19 protein-coding genes are annotated in these 19,276 nt (G+C 38.0%); 14 read left to right on the top strand and 5 right to left on the bottom strand.

From position 1 onward, the window contains the following. Positions 1–17 precede the first annotated feature (17 nt). The 14 genes from BM398_RS15090 (at position 18) to BM398_RS15030 (ending at position 13,683) form a co-directional block, all read left to right on the top strand. The gene (locus BM398_RS15090; protein WP_092338845.1) at positions 18–1,226 is read left to right on the top strand and encodes a S1 RNA-binding domain-containing protein; all 1,209 of its coding nucleotides are present in this window, start codon (positions 18–20) and stop codon (positions 1,224–1,226) included. Between the two features lie 67 nt (positions 1,227–1,293). Further along, entirely contained in the window at positions 1,294–2,385 is a 1,092-nt protein-coding gene (locus tag BM398_RS15085) for a hypothetical protein (RefSeq protein WP_092338843.1), read from the top strand. Between the two features lie 15 nt (positions 2,386–2,400). Beyond that, on the top strand, positions 2,401–3,087 hold the full coding sequence (locus tag BM398_RS15080; protein ID WP_092338840.1) for a hypothetical protein: 687 nt from the start codon (positions 2,401–2,403) through the stop codon (positions 3,085–3,087). Positions 3,088–3,101: 14 nt separating this feature from the next. Beyond that, positions 3,102–4,676 carry a zinc ribbon domain-containing protein gene (locus BM398_RS15075; protein ID WP_092338838.1) on the top strand — a complete coding sequence of 525 codons (1,575 nt, stop codon included), beginning with the start codon at positions 3,102–3,104 and terminating at the stop codon, positions 4,674–4,676. Continuing rightward, a complete protein-coding gene (locus BM398_RS15070) occupies positions 4,669–5,763 on the top strand; it encodes a hypothetical protein (protein ID WP_092338836.1) in 1,095 nt (364 codons plus the stop codon). Before BM398_RS15075 ends, BM398_RS15070 begins: the two co-directional genes overlap by 8 nt. Before the next feature lie 6 nt (positions 5,764–5,769). After that, positions 5,770–6,741 (top strand): P-loop NTPase family protein, encoded by a 972-nt coding sequence (locus BM398_RS15065; RefSeq protein WP_092338834.1) that lies wholly within the window; start codon positions 5,770–5,772, stop codon positions 6,739–6,741. Beyond that, on the top strand, positions 6,738–8,762 hold the full coding sequence (locus tag BM398_RS15060) for a hypothetical protein (RefSeq protein ID WP_092338833.1): 2,025 nt from the start codon (positions 6,738–6,740) through the stop codon (positions 8,760–8,762). Before BM398_RS15065 ends, BM398_RS15060 begins: the two co-directional genes overlap by 4 nt. A 37-nt stretch (positions 8,763–8,799) precedes the next feature. Then, positions 8,800–9,288: a hypothetical protein gene (locus BM398_RS15055; RefSeq protein ID WP_092338831.1), complete on the top strand. Its 489-nt coding sequence runs from the start codon at positions 8,800–8,802 to the stop codon at positions 9,286–9,288. A gap of 57 nt (positions 9,289–9,345) precedes the next feature. After that, complete coding sequence (locus BM398_RS15050; protein ID WP_092338829.1) at positions 9,346–9,777, top strand: hypothetical protein; 432 nt, start codon at positions 9,346–9,348, stop codon at positions 9,775–9,777. 12 nt (positions 9,778–9,789) lie between these two features. Beyond that, positions 9,790–10,338, top strand: coding sequence for a hypothetical protein (locus BM398_RS15045; protein WP_092338827.1), 549 nt, complete (start codon positions 9,790–9,792; stop codon positions 10,336–10,338). A 4-nt stretch (positions 10,339–10,342) separates the two neighbouring features. Next, a complete protein-coding gene (locus BM398_RS15040; protein ID WP_092338825.1) occupies positions 10,343–11,377 on the top strand; it encodes a hypothetical protein in 1,035 nt (344 codons plus the stop codon). 333 nt (positions 11,378–11,710) lie between these two features. Beyond that, a complete protein-coding gene (locus BM398_RS15035) occupies positions 11,711–12,727 on the top strand; it encodes a hypothetical protein (RefSeq protein ID WP_092338823.1) in 1,017 nt (338 codons plus the stop codon). A gap of 365 nt (positions 12,728–13,092) precedes the next feature. Continuing rightward, the gene (locus BM398_RS17250) at positions 13,093–13,236 is read left to right on the top strand and encodes a hypothetical protein (RefSeq protein ID WP_175531976.1); all 144 of its coding nucleotides are present in this window, start codon (positions 13,093–13,095) and stop codon (positions 13,234–13,236) included. Positions 13,237–13,365: 129 nt separating this feature from the next. Continuing rightward, positions 13,366–13,683 (top strand): HAD family hydrolase, encoded by a 318-nt coding sequence (locus BM398_RS15030; RefSeq protein WP_092338821.1) that lies wholly within the window; start codon positions 13,366–13,368, stop codon positions 13,681–13,683. Positions 13,684–13,721: 38 nt separating this feature from the next. Here the strand turns inward: BM398_RS15030 and BM398_RS15025 are convergent, their stop codons facing one another. The 5 genes from BM398_RS15025 to BM398_RS15005 all read right to left on the bottom strand — a co-directional run bounded on the left by BM398_RS15025 (position 13,722) and on the right by BM398_RS15005 (position 19,109). Continuing rightward, the gene (locus BM398_RS15025) at positions 13,722–14,522 is read right to left on the bottom strand and encodes an ATP-binding protein (RefSeq protein ID WP_207648083.1); all 801 of its coding nucleotides are present in this window, start codon (positions 14,520–14,522) and stop codon (positions 13,722–13,724) included. Beyond that, on the bottom strand, positions 14,515–15,840 hold the full coding sequence (gene istA / locus BM398_RS15020; protein ID WP_092338819.1) for an IS21 family transposase: 1,326 nt from the start codon (positions 15,838–15,840) through the stop codon (positions 14,515–14,517). Before istA ends, BM398_RS15025 begins: the two co-directional genes overlap by 8 nt. 118 nt (positions 15,841–15,958) lie before the next feature. Beyond that, complete coding sequence (locus tag BM398_RS15015) at positions 15,959–16,684, bottom strand: hypothetical protein (RefSeq protein WP_092338817.1); 726 nt, start codon at positions 16,682–16,684, stop codon at positions 15,959–15,961. Between the two features lie 83 nt (positions 16,685–16,767). Continuing rightward, on the bottom strand, positions 16,768–17,511 hold the full coding sequence (locus BM398_RS15010; RefSeq protein WP_092338815.1) for a hypothetical protein: 744 nt from the start codon (positions 17,509–17,511) through the stop codon (positions 16,768–16,770). Positions 17,512–17,522: 11 nt separating this feature from the next. Continuing rightward, on the bottom strand, positions 17,523–19,109 hold the full coding sequence (locus BM398_RS15005) for an LXG domain-containing protein (protein ID WP_092338813.1): 1,587 nt from the start codon (positions 19,107–19,109) through the stop codon (positions 17,523–17,525). Between the last annotated feature and the right edge of the window lie 167 nt (positions 19,110–19,276).

Raw genomic sequence — 19,276 nt, 5'->3', positions numbered from 1 at the left:
TACGAAAGGAGAGAAAAATGTCAAGAAAGAAACAGACAACAGAGGAAGTAAACGTAACAAGCGAAGAGCAGCTCGAAGAAGTCCCTGATACGATAATCGCGCAGGAGTTGGATGACAGTGAAGAGTTTGTTGTGCCTGATACAGGCGAAGAGGAAGAGGTTGCCGAACAGGAGAGCGAAGAAGAAAAGATAAGAAACATAAGAAATAGCGCTTCCAACAAAGAACTTCGAGGAATCGTATCTGCCGGCAAGAAGGCAAAAAGAAAGCTTTATAACAACGGTATGGTCTATACCAAGGAAGAAGGTCTTGTACGCCAGAACATCTCAAATTCAGAAAGAAGAAAAGAATACCTTGAAATCGCTGCATCAGCAAAATCAGGGAAAATCCTTACCGGTGTATGCAAGAACTATAGAGAAACAGAAAACGGACAGATACTTGCATGTATCAACTTTGGTAAATATTTTATCGTTGATATTCCGGTCGAGAGATTTTGTGATCTTTCACAGCAGCCACCTGAAGTTGTATACGACATTGAGCGTGGAACATCAGAGACAAAGGCGTATCGCCTTAAGATGATCATTCAGAACAGATTCGATTCAGAGGTTTCATTTATCGTAAGATATGCAGATGAAAGAACAGGACTTGTATTAGGAGATCATTTAATGGCAATGAGCCGTGAGTGTAGAGAGTATTACACATCCCGTCACGGAAACTCACCTACACTACGTCCGGGTATGAATGTTGAAGCACAGATCGTGCAGACAAACCGTATAGGTGTATGGGTAGAATGCTTTGGAGCAGAGGCGTTTATCAAAACAGATGAGATTGACTGGCTAAGAAGGGCAGATATCTCAACGCAGTATCAGAAAGGCCAAAAAGTATTCATCCACATCATGGAAGTACATCCTCATCAGATTACACAGGATGGTAAGATCACAAACGTGATCAAGCTTAAAGCTTCTATCAAACAGATGCAGGATAACCCTAACGAGCTTTATTTTAATAAATACCAGGAAGGACAGCACGGGATCGCAGAGGTGACACAGATAACAGATAAAGGCGTATTTGTGATCTTTGCCAATAAGATCTCAGTCCTCTGCTCACTGCCAGGAAGAGAAGAAAACCCCGACATTGGAGACAGATGCGATGTCTCTATCACTTTAAAGGAAAAAGACGGATTCTTATTCTGGGGAAGAATAGCAAGGGTTTATAAAACGCCCATCTGATACGTAGCCAAGAAAAGCGCCAGTACTGAAAGGTGTTGGCGCTTATAAAAAGGAGAATGAAAAGATCATGACCAGAAAAAGAGTAAAGATGCTCATAAGATTTCTAATCGCGGCAGGACTTCTTATTGTCGTAGCAATCTGTGCCATTTTTCTTATGAAGAATAAGATTGATGAATACAAAAAGCAAGCTAATAAACTCCAATCAGAGATAGCAGCTAATACACAGACTGTTTACGTTGTAAGAAATGACAGATTCGATGCAGACGGTAATATGATCGGTATAAAAGCAGGAGATATCATAACCGATATTGGAGACAATGCAAATGTAATGCTTCAGACGATCTACACCGGTCTTGATGCCGGGGCATATATCACAGCGGAAAACATCGGAGATACAGCACTTATCGATATAGAACCCGAAGAGCCTGTAATGACGAACATGGTAACAAAGCTTGAGATCACACAGGATATGAGAGAGTATGAGATATCAGTCGCAGATCTTATGGTGGATCAGAAGCCAAACGATTATATCGATATACGTATCATGTTCCCTACAGGAGATGATTACCTGGTCCTTTCAAAAAAGCAGGTAAAGAATCTTGTGCTTAATTCATCCCTCTTTTATACACATATGTCAGAAGAAGAGATATTAAGACTTGCATCAGCAACAATCGATGCATATACCATAACCGGAACAAAGATCTATGTAACCAGATACGTCGAAGGAAATATTCAACAGGCAGGGACACCTGATTATCTTGTAAAACAGGAAACGCTAGATAGGCTTGCAAAAGATCCTAACGTACTTACACTTGCTCAGAATACAATGAATCTTCAGGCAAGGATGAGTCTTGAAAGCAGGCTTGCTTCACTTACAGAAGAACAGCTTAAAGCAGTAAATGACGGTCATGGCCTTACAGATACCGCAAAACAGTCAGTTCTTACAAAAGGTAACGTTAAGCTCATGGATGCTCCTGTTGATACAGAATTTACTGCTGATACAGAAAACCTTGATACATATTCAAATGATGAGGAGCAGGAATCTGTACAGACAGAAAAAGAAGAAGCATTATCTGATCTGACATCACAGGCATTAAAAGAACGCACGACAAATACAGCTTCAAACAGTGCATCTACATCAGCAAGTACAGGAAACTAAAAGGAGGGTAAAGCAATGCTTAGTTATGATGACAAGAACGTAAAGCTTATTACTTTCCTTGGAATGGAAAGATGTGACATCGTTTATTACGCGGCAGCGGTATTTGCATCAGCAAAGAAAAACGTACTTGTAATAGATAATTCATGTTTACATGATTTCTTCAGGTCTATCCCAAAGCCTGAGAAAGAGCCGTATGCAAAAGTAGGAAAAATCACATGTGTAGCAGATAGAAAAATGAGCTACGACTTCTTCTATGAATTCGATATCGTCATCTGCTATAACGGCTGTTCAAAGGGTAAGGATGCAACAGAGATAATGAACAAGTCAGATATTATCTATGTGCAGACATCATACAACCCATATCAGGTAGAAGATATATCAAAACTATTGTCAGATGACATTGAAGGTGATTATGAGATCATATTCCGCGACAAGCCATCAGGAAAAGTATCTGAAAGTATCATCATTGATGAGCTTGGATTCATACCCGAGGCAGTAAAGGAGTCGTTCATCTTCTCATATGATATGCAGGATTACGCATGTTACATCAACTTTATAAGAAATGGTCATCAGAAGCTTTCACCGCTCTCTGGTGACATAAGATCATTTCTCATGACTCTCTACGAAGAGTTCATGCCGGAGATAGATAAAAAAGAATCTAAAAAACTCTTTAGACGTGCCTTATCAGGCAAGATCGAATAAAGGGAGGACAGCAAATGGTATTAATGGTACAGGGCTCATATGTAAGTGAAAATGAAGCAACTGCAATAGCAGCTTCCATAGCAGTAACAGCAGCTATCAACAACAGTCATAAGACACTTGTAATGCAGCTTACAGACAATAAATCAGTATCTGCCCTTACTATATTGAAGGGCAAGGAGATAACAGAAAATACTATCACAGAGCTTGGCACATATCAGATCGAAGATAAGGGTATTGATGCCCTTCTTAGAAGAGCTAATTCAATAAAGCTCGTAAAGGAGACATTCGATTCCTCAACAGAGCCAATGCTCTCATACGAGAACTATCTTGATGTTGCAGATATCACAAAGAAAAACGACTTCATTAAGACACTTTCAGTTAATGGAATGAAGAACATCTTAAAGTATGCAAATGATGTGTACGGTCTGATAATCGTCATACTTGATGGAAAGAATGAACAGATAATGGCAGAGATGCTTGAGTTGTGTGATGCATATGTGACCTGCATTCGGCAGGCACCTGCCCCACACGCACTTAACACAATTGACGGAAAAAAGAGTTATTTTGCAATAGCAGACTTTGATTCAAATTCAAGATACAACCTCCAGTATCTTAAGAAAATCTATAACTCAAATAACCTTTATGCGATCCCATACAATTCAGAATATCACGATGCTGTGATATCGGGTACACTTCTTAGGTTCATGCTTAAGAACAACACACCGGAAAAAGGGGATGATAACTCAAAACTCCGCGAAGCAATCATTGATCTTACAGAAGCAGTCATAAATGATAAGGAGAAAGAAGATCAGAAGGCTCTTGAAAAGTTTGAGGATGAGAATTTTGTAAGAGATGACGAGGCAGAAGATAACGAGCTTACAGAAATATCAAACTTTGGTGCAGAGACAGTAGTAACAACAAGAGGTCATTTTCTCAAAAAATCGGTTGAGGAGGAAATCCTCCATATTGATGATGCTGCTCCAAAGAAAATAAGTAAGAAAAGACCTTTGTTTAAAAGGAAAGATGAACTTGATGAACAGATAAGACAGGAGAATGAAGATAATCTCGAAGATGAGGTAAAATTTGATGAAGATTTTTCAGCTTTGGATCATCAGATAAAACTTAAAGAAAAGGTCGAGGAAGAGTACAAAGCTAAAAAAGAACCTGAAAAGCCGGGGAAGAAGAAAAAAGAAAAGAAAGGTCTTTTTGGGAGAAAGAAAAAAAGAATAGATGCAGCAGAGTATGATTCCCTTATACTTGATGAAACAGAAAAAATGGATACAGATGAAAATGACAGCTTCAAGGAAATAGATAACTTAAAGGAAAAAACGGAAGATTTTTCTTATGAAAACTACGAACATGTAGATGCAGAAGTCATAAAGGATGAACCTATAAAGTTCAAGGCAATAAGAACAATAGGTGCAACAGATACATGGATATGTCCCGAATGCGGAGCAAAGAACACAGGAAAATTTTGTAGTGAATGCGGCATAAGGAAAACGCTTAAATGGACTTGTCCTGACTGCGGAACAATAAACACCGGAAAGTTTTGTCAAGAATGCGGAGCAAAAAGAGGTAAAGATGCTTAACAATACAATTATGATAATCCTTATACTTATCGTGGCTCTTGGAGGGCTTATCTACTTTGTTAAGAAGACCACAGAAAACAGTGATGATATCGAGGAAAAAGAGCTTATAACAGTAGAATCCTTGATGCAGAAAGTAAATGAGACTTTTGCTGCGACCATCAAACGTTCAGTCAATGATATGAATCTTAATTCTGAGCAGTATAAGAAAAAGATGGCCAATAAGGAAGAACTTAAGAGTGCAATACACAAATGTGCAGACGGCGACTCTGCGGCTAGGGCATTCGTTAAGCAGTATACACAGGATGTTATAACAGATGAGAGAATAGGTAAGGTTTCACCTACAAACATTGACTCTATCATTCCTTTTAACGATCCTGATAAGTTAAAGCCTAGATATAAGTTCGAGATCCTTGTAATGCTCTGGATGGAAGAAGGCGAAAGAGGTTTTTCCAATAACTTCACAAGATTCGGTCTTGATAAGCCTAAGAAAACAAGATATGGCGATGTATATGACGTAACCAAAGAAGACATAGCAAGGGTATATGAGGAGTATATCAAGGAGCGCGGCGGAATAGATTATGCTGAAAAGATTGATTTCCTTACACAGCTCGTGTACGAAAAGAGGTTTGGACTTGGACCAGTAGACCTTCTTCATGAGATAGAAGTAGATGAGTATCAGGGGGGCACATCAGGTATCCCGTCAGGAAGATACGATATCACACTGCACAATCAAACAGGTGATTATCCTGAAGGAGTATCGGATTATGAGAAATCACTTGATGAACCAAGATATTCATTTGAGGCTGTATGGATAGTATTTCATGGTCTCAATATACACCTATCGTGTACTACATTTGAAACTCAGAAAGAGCTTCAAAGAGTAACAAGAAATATCTACCGGTACAACGCACCTACAATCCTTACTCAGAAAGATCCCAAGATAATAGCAACAATGAAGGATGGAAGCCGAGTAGCAGTAATGTGCCCTGATTTTTCAGATTCATTCGCATTCCTTTGCCGTAAATTTGACTCAACACCTTCCATCTTGCCTGAAAAGCTTCTTACTTTAAGAAAAGAGGAGGGATAAGTCTAAATGGATGAAAGACATGAAAGAATTGCAGCGGAAAATAAGATGGCAGAAGAAAGACATTACTCAGGGATATATAAAAAACCTGTACCGCTTATTTCGCCGGAGGAGTGTTACATAAATACAAATAATAACATAATCCCTATTCTCTTTTCTAAGTGGACGGTATATGGATTTCTTTCATTCCTTGTAACTGGAGACCAAGGATGCGGAAAGAGCACATATCTGAAGTCTATAGCAAGGTTTTATCCTCCATCAGCGGCACTTAGGGTTTCAGAGCTTCAGCCTGAGCTTAACCTGCGATTTGCATATCCTAACCGTAATATCCTGGCTTTTGCAGAGACAGGTTCAGTATCAGTACAGGACGGACTTGATTTTCAGAAGAAAACATCAGGTACAGTCAACATCATAGGAGAGATTGCAACAGCTCCTGCAGCTTCGTGGTATTCACAGACTTGTAAGGTAGCATCACGCTCCGGAGCAGGAACGCACCACGCAAAGACAGTACCGGATCTTATAACGGCATTTGCAATGAACATGATGAGTGTTGCCGGTTATAACAATGAAAAATCCGTGGAAGTAATGGTAGCAGACGCGATAGATGTGGATATCCATATGGCAAGAGATAGGGGTGACAGATTCTGTGAAAGGATCACGGAGATAAGTGCGATCAAGCAGGAAGCTTATCCATTTCCTGATATTACAAGAGCAAAGTTCGAAAATGCAGTTGTAGAGCCTGAAAAGGCAGCACTTGTAAATGAACAGGAATACTACAAAAGAGTAACTGACAGGGCAACATTTTCATACCATAACCTTTGTGAATTCGACAGAAAGACAAAAACTTATGAGTTTGTATCGATGTTTTCAGATGAATTTATCAAGAGGATCCTCGCAAATATCCCTGCTGACGAAGAAAAACTCTTCGTACAGGACATGAACGCAATCCTTAAGGTTGCAGGAAAGGGAAAACTTTTATGAACCAGCAGCTTTTAATAATAACCATAGGCGGAATGGTACTCATCACGGCTCTCCTTATTTACAACTATGCAAGAAACAGACGTATGAAACTTGAGAGAGTTATCGTAAAGACCAAAAACAAAAAGAACTACCTTTATACGTTCTATCTGCTCTATCAGAAGATCCCGCCTCTTAGAAGGATATTTAAAAAGCAGTACGCAAGAATAGCACTTTTATATCCGGCTGACGTGACGGTGGTAAATAACAAGGTTACAAAAGATATGACCTTTGGTCTTGGAATAGCGCTTGCTGCTGCAATATTCGTGATCATATCAAGTGGCGGTTCAATATTTTATATATGCATGGGCCTTGTGGCAACGTATGTTACCTATTCGCATATCATCAATACAAGGTATGAAAACCTATACATAAAGCTTTTGCAGCAGTTCAAAGTATTTTTATCAGATGTAAAAAGTAACTACTACTCAGCAAACCGTCAGCTAGATACAGCCATATACATGACAGTGGATGAATCCCCTTATGAGATGAGTCTTCATGCACAGAAGTTTTATGACGTATTAAACAGCGATGACATGCAGCTAGAGGCTGCCAAGTACAATGATATCTCACCAAATTCATATTTCACTACGTTCCTTGCCATAGCTACAACCACATGGCAGTACGGTGATAAGGCGATTGCAGGAGTAGAAGGAACAACAACATCAAATTTTATCCACTCAATGAACGAGCTTAAAAACGAGGTTGACATCGAGCTTCAGAGGATAAAGCGGAACATGTACCTCTTTGCAAATCTTGTATGGGTTGCAATAGGTCCGATATTTTTCCTAAAACCGATCCAACTTTTCGGAACAAGAGGTATCACAGAGCTTTCAGATTACTATACGGGTTCATTTGGAACGATAATGATGGTCATTGTGTTTGCAGCATCCCTTATATGCTACAACCTGATCATGAGTTCCAAGGATATCATGAAAAAAGAACCGGAGGAGCAGCCACTTCTTACAAAGATATCAAACTGGGGGTTTATATCGGTATTCCTTACAAGCCTTGCTAACAAGAACTTTTCAAAGGCAGAAAAGACCACTGAAAAGCTTAAATTGAATGGCGAGAGGATAGGTTATAAACAGTTCCTTTTAAAAAGGATCATCTGGGCGGCAGTCCTTATGATAGCAGCACAGGTACTTATAATAGGAGCTCAGCTTGAGCAGACAAAGAGGCTGATGAATGACTTTTCAAATGCATTTAAAACATCTTATCAGTTCACAGATGCAGATGTTGAGACTATGGAATATATCACTAAAAGCTATCTTGCTGAGAGGAAAGAAGCTGGAATACAAAGCCTTAATATCGACGAGCTTACCGATAAAGTACAGGAAGAACAGAAAATAGCAAGACGAGACCAGGCACAGATGATAGCAGCAGAACTTCTAACAAGGTCACATGCGCTGTCAGTGAACTATTATAAATGGTTCTATCTTTTTATAATATTTGCCGCCGGAATCGCAGGGTATATGCTTCCATACGCATTCCTCTTGTATAGGGCATCTGAGATGCGAAAGGGAATGGAAGATGAAGTAAATCAGTTCCAGACAATAGTGATCATACTAATGAATGTAGATAACATGTCTGTTGCGACAATACTTGAATGGATGGAGAGATTTGCCTATTGCTTCAAAGAACCTATCTCAAAGTGCATCATGGAGCTTCCGCTCGATGAAGAGGGAGCGCTTAAAGAGTTAAGGCTTGAGCCTTTTGAACCATTCAGAAGATTTGTCAACAACATGCTGAATGTAAACTCTCAAGGTATTGTAGCTGCCTTTGAAGATATAGCATCAGAAAAGGCAAACTCCAACGAAGAGAGAAAGATAGATAACCAGATGCGTGCTGAGAAAAAGGCCGATCGTGCAAAACTTATAGCTCTGATACCGCTTGCAATAGAGATAGGAGGATATCTTGTATATCCGATGATGGCAATGTCCACAAACATGCTCCGTCAGCTCAATCAATCGTTTACAGGATAACAATAAAAAATGAATAGCATTAAGGAGGAAAAAACGCATGAAAGATAACAAAGACACAGTATCAACCGCGATAGTCATTGTAGTAGGAGTTGTAGTAGCAGCTATCCTTGCTCTTTGGATCTACAACTCAGTAAGAGAAGAGAAAGAAGCAGGAGATGCAGCTCTTGCGCAGGTAGCACAGATGAACAACGCGCTCCTTGAATCACAGTTTACCGTATATGATGGGGTGCAGATAAAAGGCAGTCAGGTGATCAATGCTATAAGAAACTTTGAATCACAGGATACACAGATCAACGTAGTAGTAAATAATGGCTCAGGCGAGACAAGTTACTGCTATGATTCAGATTTAAAGACAAAGATAGAATCAACAAACGCATCGACCAACATGAAGATCTATAACGATAAGTCAGACATGTCTGCATTTATCAATCCTTCAGCCAATTTTTCCGGAGTGGTCGTAAGGGAAGAAAAGACCAATACTATCATTGGTATCAAATTCACGCTTATCTCAAACGCAAAATCTTGATTCAAGAGATTAAAAGTCCCCGAGGGATGATTTCCTCGGGGCGTATGAGGTTCATATATGCATATAAGTGAAATGATCTACTGGCCGCTTACAGCCATAACTTTTATCATAGTAGTCTTTTTTATGCGGGCTCTTTTTATGGAGGGTAATGCCATTGCAGATACCGTGGGGGCAGAAACTAATGCAAAGACTCATGTTTACCAGGAGGTATCAGACCTTGGAACATATGGATATCAAAAAAGGGATATCCTTATTGACGGTTCAAGTATTATAAGTGATGTCCTAAATACTGCTGAAAACGTTAAAGTTGTCATTAATAACGCCGCAGGACTTCCCAATACTCTTACAGAAGATGAGAGAAAAGCTATGAGAAATAAAGGAGATACGGCTCCTGTTTTAGCCCGAATAAATGTATCAAGAAAATACACAAAGACATATGCTTATGACTCTGAGGGAAACCTCTCATCTGTCGAATATGTTATGAATTAAGAGGAGTATTTTATGTATGGAGCGATAGGAAAAATACTTGAATGGATGATCGGTATCATTCTTGCAATATTTGTGCCGATACTTCTCGTTGGAATAAAGTGTGACCAGATAATACAATCAAATGCACAGGAAGTAGTCGAAGAATTTGTCACAAAAGCAGCTGCAACAGGACAGATCGATCAGGCAAGTTATATGGAATTCATATCAAAACTGGACGCAACAGGCGTAGTTTATGATGTAGAGTTTACCCATGAGCACCTTGTTTATGAGCCTACAGTTAATTCATCAAAAACAGCAGTCTCAAATAGTTATGAAGATGGATTTGTATCATACTATTATGCCACAGGAACAGATGAGATTCTTTATAACATCTATAACAAGGGCTTAGAAGATAAGCCGTATTACATGAGTTATGGTGACTCATTTTATTGTACGGCTATAAATAAGACTCCTACGCTTGGTTCTAAAATGCTCACACTTCTTAGTTTCTCAGGCGAGGATAATAAGATCATTGCCAAGTATTCGGCATTTGTATCAAGAGTAAATGAAAAGGTGAACTGAATCTATGAACTTACGCAATATCTTAGGGATTTTCTTCCTTGTAATGCTCTCTGTGATGATTCTTTTCTTTGGTTACAGGGTTGATATTAAAACTCAATATAAGACGCAGACAACAAGGTATGTAGCAGACCTAAGAAGCGCTACAAACGCAGCACTTGAAGCTGCAAAAATGAATGCCACAGAAGGAAATAATGATGTTACTATGCGTCTTTTCGGTACAGAAAGAGCAAGGAAAGATGCAACAAATGCTTTTTTTACGACACTTTATCAGTCGCTCAATCTTCAGTATGATTCTATAGGACAGTCGGAGATGCAATACCGTATCCCTATGTTATGTCTTATGGATTATGACGGATATTACATCGGCTATAATTTAGCAGAAGCAGAAAGAAACGGCCACTTTGTTGCAACTAACATAAATACATGGACGGATCTATCAGAGGATGCTGATGAGAGATATATCATCCAGTATTATCTTGGCCCCGACTGCAATGTGACAGTCACGGACAGAACAACCGGAAAGTCCTATACCGGTACTTACGAACATGCCTACAAATATTTTGGATCTCCAAGTAGCCTTGATATGCTCTCATCAAAGACAAAGTATATGGATGCCCGTCTTGACCTTGTAATTAACGACACTACTAAAGTGATGGATATCTACATTGACCAGTATAATTATATCGCAAACGGGAAAAGCGCAGATTCAGAGAAATCATTTCATTATGACTTTACACTCCCGACTGTTGACAGAGCAAACTGGGCTAACCTTATGGATAAGCCATCTGTACTTGGATTTTTGCAGGGACCGCAAGTATCTGATTACTCAAACTTTGAAGACCTTAATATCTATTCATTTTCAGGATATGAACTTGAGGAAGGAATAGAATATGTGATCATGAGAGAAGACGATGGTACATACACTTATCACCAGAAGGAATGCGAAAAAGTTAATTCTCTTCAGATAGTCGGAAAGTATACATCAAAGAAAGAATGTGCAAAAAGAGGAGCGTGGCCTTGTCCATGTTGCAGACCATGACAAAAGACTGTAATTGAAATACACTATGGAAAATCCGATAAAGAACAGCTGTGTTATCAGGAAATCTTTGAAATTATGAAAACTGTTCGAAAACATTATCATAGTATTATGGTTCAGCCAGATCATACGATTTGGTTGAACTATTTTTATATCCATATTCTCCAGACTAAATGCAACACCTGATACCTGTCATAGTAAATGCATTTAAAATTGCATTTACTATGAAAAATAACGCGCTTACAAATAACTGAATTACTTATTGCAATTAATCCACATAAAGTGTATATTATACATAATAATACACCATTTGTATAATAACAGAAGGAGGAACAGATGCAGATTACAGAAGAACAGGCGAAAATCATCGCCATGGCGCTTATGAAGCCCATCAACGACGGTTACGCCGAATCGCAGTTTGGAGTCTATAATGGAGATCAGGGCGTTGTAGGAATCGTCAGAAAGTTCAGGAAATGTTATGTATTTGTAGAGTTTAATGGAAAGAAAGATACTTCAGTAAAACTTCCTAAGATGCCAATTCCACTACAGATTGATATTGTCATGGACAGAATCATAAAAGCTCTTGATAATGCATCAACTCTGCAAAACAAGGAGCTTGATACAGAAAAGCCCAACTTCCACCCTAACAAGGTTGGAAACTTTATCAAAAGAAGACCTGGTTATAATGATTCTGAAAATAAAAATAGTTTTGAGCACCTTGCCAACGAGAAAATAGAAATAAAAGAACCGGTAGCAGAACCGGCAAAAGAAGAAGCTGCTATGCCCGCACGTGAAGAGATGAAGGAAGAGGATTCTGAAAATAAGATTCCTATATATCAGACAGCGGAACAGGGGGCTGAGTCAGAACCTACCCACGACGAGAAGGAAGAGATTCACCTTAAAGAAGAAAAATTTGTCGAATTTGAAAAAGAAATTCAGCCAATGGCTGGAGTAAAAGATTTATACAAGATGGAAAAAACAGAAGCACCAAATGAAGTAGAACTTACAACACTTGAGAATGAAAAGGGAGAGCCAAATGCTTTTTATGCACTTAGTGAAGTGAATGGGAGCCCGGAACAGTCCCTTGCAGAGATTGATCTTAAGAAGGAATCGCCACTTTGCAGACAGATTGCAAAAGATCAGAAGACATCATCAGAAGAGATGATGAAAGTATTTGGTATACTTATTGAGGACGCTCCGAGAGCTGCCGAGATGCTTTATATGGCAACAATGGTCACTGCTCTTAAGGTAAACAAAGGAGATGCAGAAGAAATTGCTGATAAGCTTGGGATTGATGAAAAAGCCTTATTTATGGCTAATTATGAATATGAGTTAAGAAAGATGAGAGAGTAATATTGCTTTTAACTGTGTCCCCCTGACGCACAGTTTTCCCATAGCATTAAACCTCCTAATTCTAAAAAGGCCTGCTAAGGTACTGGCTTGCAGGTCTTTTTAGATGAAAAAGTGGATACAAAGTTGTTGTATAAACATACCGGTGGGCCATTATCATCGATAAAAAGTTGCACTTGCAATGATATTATACAGATAGTATAATTATTTTAAAGTTATTTATATAAACGTCAAATTGAAAGAGTTGCTATACAGCAGCTCTTTTTCTGTTTATTAATTCCCATTAAAATACCGCCTTATAGGCGATTAAATAAATATTTATATAAAGGAAAATAGCCCTAGAGACTTTTTGGTGAAGGAGGAATCAGATGAAGGAAATAGCTATTAGATTTGAAGTCAATGACGATACATTAACGTCAGATTTAGAACAAATTATCAGTGGAGCTCTTAATAATGAGGGAATTGACTGTATCTACGAAATTATTGAAAAGAAACAAAACCAATATATGTAATAGTAGCAAGACAAATCTATAAACTTATAACAGGCAGGCTCATCTTTTCAAAAACCAGAGAAAATTTGTTTAGAGGTAAGTAAGAAAAATGGAACATTATCTGTATTTGATAAAGAGGCTGGCCCAGATGTGTGGTCAGCTCCTGGCTATGCACGTACATTAGAAAAACTTAATAACGTGGTAGGGGCGTGTAAAAAGCTCCTTAAAGAAAAATATTTTAACGGGGAAAAGATCAATGTATACATATGCTCTGCAATTGTATCCATGGACTTCGCTGTTGAAGACAAAAAGTACTGGCTTAAGGAGATGGGAATCAATATTCCTAATGAGAATATGATTTTTGTACCTTATGGCCAGAGTAAAAAGAAGGCCATTGAAGAAGCAGGGGTAATAATGTTAGCATCGGGAGACTTTAACCATTCAGCATCGGGTTATTTTGACCAATAATCATCGGATGATTTTAGCCAACGCATCATACGAAAAAATTATTTCATTTTGATTGCCTGTCTGCTTCTGCCAGTTTCGATGGCTATAGTTTCGAGCTTTCTGCCTCGATAACTATCACCCTTAATCATAAAAACTGTAGCATCATCAAAGATGCGATCGAGAGCACACAGAAGAGAAGAATCCTCACTGAAAAATTCGCTCCATTTATCAGGGCTCTTGTTGCTTGTAAAGATCATGGTGTTCGGACCTTCCTTGTTATATCTGCGGTCAACCATATCAAAGAACATCCTTGTACTTTCTTTATTAAACACACATCTTCCTATCTCATCAATAATAAGGCAGGAAGGCTTAACAAGACCGTTGATCGTCGAGCCTTCATGTCCGAACTTTACTGCATCAACAAACTTTTGATTAAGCTCGGTAGCCTTTATGAAGTAAGCTTTTAAGCGATTTTTACAGCATTCTCTGCCATACGCCATAGCAAGATGAGTCTTCCCGACACCTTGCGGTCCAATAAAGGCGAGATTTTTTCTTGCATAAACTGCACTAAGTGATTTCAAGTTCTTAAGAGCCTCTGTGTTTTTGCCGTGAATAATCGTATAATCAAATCCCTCAAAAGTTTTTGGCTCTTTCAAAGGAAGGCGGCTCATTTTTAAGAGAGTCTCGATTATAGTTGCATTCTTTTGCTCACATAGATGCCCGAGTATCTTGTTCACTGCGTCAAGCTGTTCAGGACTCATGTTTTCTTCATCGATGAAACTTGGAAGCCCTGTAGCATAAGTGCCTATTTTGAGTTCATCCGTATAAGCGCGTATACTTTCAATAACTGATTCACTCATCCCAAAGTCCCTCCTCAAAATTAAATCTAGAAAATCTTGGATCCGGTTCAGGTTCCTTTGTTTCCAGCTCAAACATTTTTGCCTTTACCGGTATGGAAGGATATTCTTCAGGTTGCTCTATAGCGTATTGATCCCTGCAGAAGCGATCTTTTCGGCTCCACGTAACATCATGCTTTACAAGAACTTTCGTTAATTCATCGTCATAAATGGTTATCTCGAAATCTTTACGATTTATGCGGCATGTCTTTTTATGATACCAATAAGGAACACCAAAGCGTCTTCCCTCATAGTTTACAAAGCCGTCAAAGCTAATAAGTCTTATTGGACATAGATAAAACGAGAGCTCATGGCTCGTTTCCAATACTCTTGCAACTTTCCAACAACTTCTCTGATGCTTTTCATCAGGGACACAATCAACTGCCTTATGATATTTGGTGTTTTGATCATTGCACCATCTAAGAGCCTGAATATTCAGTTCTGTAACATTACTAAAAAGCCTGCCTACAACAAAATTTTCTTTCACAAAACGAACAAGGCGTTCTACCTTACCCTTGGTAAATGGATGCCTCGGCTTACAGAGCTTTGTCTTAAAACCGATAAGGTTCATAAAAGCCTCGTAATCATGTTGCCAGATAGGTTTGCCATCCGGATCTCTGCTTATAACAACACTCTTCATGTTATCTGTCAGAACATAATCAGGTACACCCATGTAGTAAAATGCGTGTATCATGCCTATAAAGAGATTTTCCTGTTTTGCATTTGGGAAGAACTCTATATATCGTTGTCCGCAATGATGGCATATCATAGCAAAACAAGCTACTTTGTATGTGACTCCATCATTGGATTCGATATTAACAAAGCCCCAGTCCATCTGATAAGCTTCCCCAGGACCTGTTTCGTATCTGCGTCCTCTATTGCCTTGCGAAGATACCAGCTTGCGTTTAGGTGGAATAAGATCATTATGATTTTCGATATATACACGTACTTGAGTCTGTCCGCCTTGATATCCAAGAGCTGTGATTCTGTCATAACAAACAACTGCGTTGGTAACGTTATTTCTGAGCAGATCATCAAGAACGCCTGTATATCCGCTCAGAACAGTACTATCAGATTTTCTGCCCGTGTTTCCATGCGGCTTGATGATAAATCCTTCCTTCTTATATCGTCTGAGTTTAGAACGGCTTATCCCGGTTATACGTTCTAATTCGGCAAGGTTAACTTTATCAAAAGAAAAAGATTCCCCCATTTCCTGTTTTATCTTATCTACTGCTTGTGATAAGATTTCTTGTAGGTCATTACTGATGTCTTTTTTATACATTGTCCTCCTTCTGATGCGTTGGCTAACATCAGTTTAAGGCAAAAAGAGAGGATCAGTAATGACTTTTGAACTGAAAAGATAAAACGACTTCGCGGATTTTTCCGCGAAGCCGTTTACTTTATTGGCATTTCTCTAAATAATCTTGCCCTGTAACATGTATTACATCATAAATTTCAACATCTGGTAAATACTCATGAATTTCTTTACTAAGGTCATCCTTATCATGCTCACTCCAAAAATCCATTATGACTTGTTTTGCATTTTTATAATCCTTTAAAAATGCAAATACACGCCCACTAGGAATATAGGATTCATCATGTGATTTCATTATTATAACTGGAACATCTATCGGTATCTGATTCTCTTCCAATTCTATATCTGCACGTTTCATGTCAATGCACATATATTGTATTTTTGCAGTCTTTTGGTAATTTAATTCATCTATATACTCCTCAATGTCCAATCTCTTGTAATCAGAATTAGAAAAAACAGATATATCCGGCTGATTAGGACCTGCCATATTACAAAACGTGATTTTTAAATCATTAGGAAAATAATTCAAATTGTCATCCACAAACTTATTATGTTTATTGATTAATTCACATAATTCCATATACCCGCTCAGACCATTTTCATATTCTAAGCCCAAACATATTTCATTATCACCCTCATAACAACCTACTTTGACATTCTCGGTGGAATATAAGCCAATCTGTTTTGCCCACTCTTTGTATGATGTATGAATATTGTGCTTAGGCTCTGGGATAATCTTAATCAGAAGTACCATCAAAAACAGCAACAAGAAAAAGCCAATAAATTTTATTATATTTTTCAAACTATCCATATATCTTAATACTTTTATATTCTTATGAGAAAAAGTACAATGCCCTAAATACTCATAAACCTTTAGAAATCATAATGAGATACTTAACCGTCTATACGTTTTAAATGATACTCATTCTCTTGAGCATCAAAAACTTCGCTGTAAATTTCAACATTCGGTAGGATTCTCTTTATATACTCACATGTTTGCGCTTCATCAAAATCAAGTAAGTTATCATCTTGATCGCGATATTCAAGTATAACCTGTTCAGCATTTTTAAATTCTGACAAAAACTCATACGTATCGGCAGTAGGCGCTTCTGGTCCTACACCTTCCAATGATATGACCGGAATATCTAAAGCAATATTGTCATCTTCAATATCCTTATAGTAAGTTACATAGTATGCTACATTCAAATCTATTGCTGTACATTGTATTTTAGTACTTCCTTCTCTCCCCAATTCAGGATCACCACTTGGTAAATTGTAAAAAGATGAAATGATCTGTTGACTCCCGGCAACATTTAAAATATTAAAACGCATATCTTCAGGAAAATAATCCGGATTTTCTTCGACAAATTTATTATGAGCATTGATTATGTCACATAATTCTTTATATCCATCTAAGCCATTGTCACACATTATATACAATCTTATCAAGTTCTCATCTTCTTCATATCCCCAAACATTTATGTTTTTGTTGGAAAAGACTCCTATTTCCTTAATCCATTTTTTGTATGACGTTCCTATATTAAACCTATTTTTATAAACTCTTGGACCGCATGCAGTTGAAAGCAAAACAATCATAATCATCAAAATATATGCAACATATTTTTTTCTCTTATTCATACATTATTCCTTCAATTAATCTCAGTATTCATAACACTTGAAAAGGGCTGGTCAAGAGGATTCTTTGATACTACACTAACAGCCTCATCGTAATCGACATAAAGCTTTTTCCCCCAAGAAGAAACTTCTACCATTCTTCTTCTTTTTCCATTATCATCATAATCTTCGTATATCCCGGTCACAGTAACATAGTGGCTAGATGCAGCACCACCTTTTTTTATTTTACCAGTTTTCTCATCAGTCTCGAACAAATATGCTCCTTTTGAAGAATCATATTCGTAGAAATGAACTTTATCTCCGTCAAAATTATGTACAGCCCATATAACCGGCACGCCTTTATTCAATTGCTCTTTCATATTTTCATAATCAGCTTCATATCCCCTTATATAGTCCCAACTTGAGGAAACTTTAACCCCTTTATCTTCGCACATTGAAGTAATATAAGCTGACATCTGACCAGGTAATGCTCCACCAATAGGTCCCTTCAACCCCTGTTTTCGCACTTCTATATGTGTATCACGTCTAGCTGCAGGTTGATCTTCTGCAATAATAAATTTGTATACCAAATTTCTGTATTCCTCATAAGATATTGTCGTCTGTCCTGTTAGATACAGATATTGATTCACTGAAGCAATTATTCCACATCCTAAATCACTATATAATTGCCCATCTTCAGGAAAATCTTTAAGCCAAGCTTGAGCTCCGCCGTATGTTGTTGCTTTTCCATTTGAATCAGGGACACCAGTAACTGTAATAAAATCGTCGCTTACTGTACCAATTCTAACCCTTTTTGAATCATCAACGTAAATATGATTTTCATCACTTTTTCCGTTAGGCAAAAACAATTTAAAACCATATATATTCAAATAATTTGGTAGATTTGGGTTTTTAAACACAGCAAAAGGATTGTTGGGATTTACAATACTTGCACTAACAAGACCTACCGACTTATTCAAAACATTCTCGACCTGCACATGTATCATATCTAATGCAGACGTCGTAGTAATTATTTTCTCTTGAAGCTCGTCCACATCTTCTTCAATACCACTATTGTCTACATTACTGCACATTTCTGCATCAAACTCTTCAACCTTATTAACGCAATAATCAAATAATCCACCAGAGCCGCAGAAATCTTCGTACATCTCGCCTACCATGCGATAACTTGATGGTGTCAGATTCCCATTAATATGTCCAAACTTATCTGCTATATACTTCGTCTTACATTCTATGTTATATCCTTCAACATCAATTACATTGTCGCATACCAAAAATCTCTTTTTGATATCCATGAGTAGGTCCGTATCTATCCTTGCAGTAGGAGAGGGATCCACCTTATCCTTAAACGCATCAAGCATCTCATAGTATTTAAGAACCAGACGCCTCTGAATATTGATCTGCTTCATGTGAAGTTTATTCTGACCTTCACCGATGAAATTTTTAGAAGCTTCAGCCGCTTGTCCTCTGTATGTATCATTAAAGTAATACTTTGACATTCCATCTTCGAGTGAATGAAGATCATCTGTATATCTATCATACGCCCCAGCGAAAGAATCAATGAATTTTTCTATTTTTTCTGTATCCCATGTTTTTCCCATTACATTATTACCTCTACTCTCTATTTTGGCTTAATTCTCTTGATCGAAGTTCTTCTTCAAGACGGTCGATCTCGCTTTCATATTCGCAGATCATTTCTCGGAGCCTTTCTATTGTTACATCAATCTGAGATACAAACTCCAATGTAGCGTTCTGGCAAATCTCAGTC

It is taken from the genome of Butyrivibrio sp. M55 (genome assembly GCF_900116865.1).
In the GTDB taxonomy this organism is placed as follows: Bacteria; Bacillota; Clostridia; order Lachnospirales; family Lachnospiraceae; genus Butyrivibrio.
The sequence above is the reverse complement of the archived record's forward strand: the minus strand, read 5'-3'. Positions and strand labels throughout refer to the sequence as shown.

What these genes read in the sequence shown, in the direction of transcription:
- BM398_RS15090 (WP_092338845.1), top strand. Translation starts at nt 18, where the DNA reads ATGTCAAGAAAGAAACAGACAACAGAGGAAGTAAACGTAACAAGCGAA.
- BM398_RS15085 (WP_092338843.1), top strand. Translation starts at nt 1,294, where the DNA reads ATGACCAGAAAAAGAGTAAAGATGCTCATAAGATTTCTAATCGCGGCA.
- BM398_RS15080 (WP_092338840.1), top strand. Translation starts at nt 2,401, where the DNA reads ATGCTTAGTTATGATGACAAGAACGTAAAGCTTATTACTTTCCTTGGA.
- BM398_RS15075 (WP_092338838.1), top strand. Translation starts at nt 3,102, where the DNA reads ATGGTATTAATGGTACAGGGCTCATATGTAAGTGAAAATGAAGCAACT.
- BM398_RS15070 (WP_092338836.1), top strand. Translation starts at nt 4,669, where the DNA reads ATGCTTAACAATACAATTATGATAATCCTTATACTTATCGTGGCTCTT.
- BM398_RS15065 (WP_092338834.1), top strand. Translation starts at nt 5,770, where the DNA reads ATGGATGAAAGACATGAAAGAATTGCAGCGGAAAATAAGATGGCAGAA.
- BM398_RS15060 (WP_092338833.1), top strand. Translation starts at nt 6,738, where the DNA reads ATGAACCAGCAGCTTTTAATAATAACCATAGGCGGAATGGTACTCATC.
- BM398_RS15055 (WP_092338831.1), top strand. Translation starts at nt 8,800, where the DNA reads ATGAAAGATAACAAAGACACAGTATCAACCGCGATAGTCATTGTAGTA.
- BM398_RS15050 (WP_092338829.1), top strand. Translation starts at nt 9,346, where the DNA reads ATGCATATAAGTGAAATGATCTACTGGCCGCTTACAGCCATAACTTTT.
- BM398_RS15045 (WP_092338827.1), top strand. Translation starts at nt 9,790, where the DNA reads ATGTATGGAGCGATAGGAAAAATACTTGAATGGATGATCGGTATCATT.
- BM398_RS15040 (WP_092338825.1), top strand. Translation starts at nt 10,343, where the DNA reads ATGAACTTACGCAATATCTTAGGGATTTTCTTCCTTGTAATGCTCTCT.
- BM398_RS15035 (WP_092338823.1), top strand. Translation starts at nt 11,711, where the DNA reads ATGCAGATTACAGAAGAACAGGCGAAAATCATCGCCATGGCGCTTATG.
- BM398_RS17250 (WP_175531976.1), top strand. Translation starts at nt 13,093, where the DNA reads ATGAAGGAAATAGCTATTAGATTTGAAGTCAATGACGATACATTAACG.
- BM398_RS15025 (WP_207648083.1), bottom strand. Translation starts at nt 14,522, where the DNA reads ATGAGTGAATCAGTTATTGAAAGTATACGCGCTTATACGGATGAACTC.
- istA (WP_092338819.1), bottom strand. Translation starts at nt 15,840, where the DNA reads ATGTATAAAAAAGACATCAGTAATGACCTACAAGAAATCTTATCACAA.
- BM398_RS15015 (WP_092338817.1), bottom strand. Translation starts at nt 16,684, where the DNA reads ATGGATAGTTTGAAAAATATAATAAAATTTATTGGCTTTTTCTTGTTG.
- BM398_RS15010 (WP_092338815.1), bottom strand. Translation starts at nt 17,511, where the DNA reads ATGAATAAGAGAAAAAAATATGTTGCATATATTTTGATGATTATGATT.
- BM398_RS15005 (WP_092338813.1), bottom strand. Translation starts at nt 19,109, where the DNA reads ATGGGAAAAACATGGGATACAGAAAAAATAGAAAAATTCATTGATTCT.